This window comes from Ketobacter sp. MCCC 1A13808 (genome assembly GCF_009746715.1).
GTDB lineage: Bacteria > Pseudomonadota > Gammaproteobacteria > Pseudomonadales > Ketobacteraceae > Ketobacter.
Genome location: NZ_VRKW01000059.1, coordinates 1 through 1,419 on the forward strand (window position 1 = coordinate 1; position 1,419 = coordinate 1,419).

1 protein-coding gene is annotated in these 1,419 nt (G+C 53.0%); it reads left to right on the forward strand.

Annotation, left to right across the window (positions count from 1 at the left end):
- Nucleotides 1-97: 97 nt before the first annotated feature.
- The gene (locus tag FT643_RS23000; protein WP_156873735.1) at nt 98-1,135 is read left to right on the forward strand and encodes an IS110 family RNA-guided transposase; all 1,038 of its coding nucleotides are present in this window, start codon (nt 98-100) and stop codon (nt 1,133-1,135) included.
- Nucleotides 1,136-1,419: the final 284 nt, after the last annotated feature.

Consider the following 1,419-nt stretch of genomic DNA (forward strand, 5'->3'; position numbering starts at 1 on the left):
GTAAGCAATGGGATGGACTCCTCCTTACCACTCCGGCATCCACGTGCCAAAATAGTGAGTGAACAGGTAGGCATTGTGAATATGAGGAGAATCCCAAATGAATATTATCCGCGTTGGTGTTGATATTGCTAAATCAGTGTTCCACGTGCATGGCGTGGATCGCCATGACCAGCCACAATGGCAAGGTAAGTATTCTCGTACTAAATGGCTTGATGCGCTCAGCCAGAAAGTGCCCGCTGGAGCCGAGATTGGTATGGAAGCCTGTGCATCATCCCATCACTGGGCTAGAGAGCTTCAGAGACGAGGTTATCGCGTCCGGTTAATCGCAGCCCAGTTTGTTAAGCCCTACGTGAAAAGCAATAAAAACGATCGGGTCGACGCAGAGGCGATATGCGAAGCGATGAGTCGTCCGAATATGCGATTTGTGAAGCCGAAAACGGTTGCACAGCAGGATATTCAGGCCGCTCATCGTATCCGCGAAGAGCTTGTCGGGCAACGCACGGCCAAAGCTAATCAGATACGCGGGTTGGTGGGCGAGTATGGCATCGTAGCACCGTTAGGCATTCAGCAACTTCGCCGCGCTTTACCTGAATGGCTTGAAGGCGTCGAGAACGGGCTCACCGATAATTTCCGCACTCTGCTTATCGGATTGGCTGACGACCTCCGGCATCTGGATGACCGCATTACGGCGCTTGACCAGCGGATCGCTGACAGTGTTAAACAAGATCCTGTGGCGCGACGATTAATGACCCTGCGAGGTGTGGGTCCGCTCACAGCCAGCGCCTTATCAGGTGCTTTGGGTGATGGGCAGGCTTACAGCAGGGGGCGAGATTTCGCGGCATCCCTGGGGTTGACGCCTAGACAGCACAGCACCGGAGGGCGAGAACGATTGCTGGGGATCAGTAAGCGCGGCGACAGTTACATTCGCAAGTTGCTTGTGCATGGGGCGCGGGCGGTGTTGCATCACATTGATGGCAAAGACGACGGACTGAGTCGTTGGATGAAAAACCTTAAATCCCGTAAGCATGCCAACGTTGCCACGGTAGCCCTGGCTAACAAAACCGCTCGCATTGCCTGGGCGCTTGTGCAAAATGGAACGACTTATGACGAAAAACTTGCAGCGGCTAGCGCCTGATCTCGCTGCCTGAGAAACAAGCGGAAATTGTATCAGGAGACGTTCAACACCACGATTGCGTAGCATTTTGATTGATGACGAACAGGTCGAACCGGCATTGGGAAACCCCTTTTATTGGTGTGAGCTTTGAGCTCGTGTAAGCGAATGGGAACCAGTGCGCGAATAGCCCATCAGGGTCCGATGCCTACAAAGACGGCATCATGAAAGAGACCGGATACACGTAGGCAGTCGTACCTATTCGCTATTGATAAAAGTGCTTGCAATAGAGGAGGAGTCCATACACG

Coding starts and splice junctions, on each gene's coding strand:
- FT643_RS23000 (WP_156873735.1), top strand. CDS start 98: ATGAATATTATCCGCGTTGGTGTTGATATTGCTAAATCAGTGTTCCAC.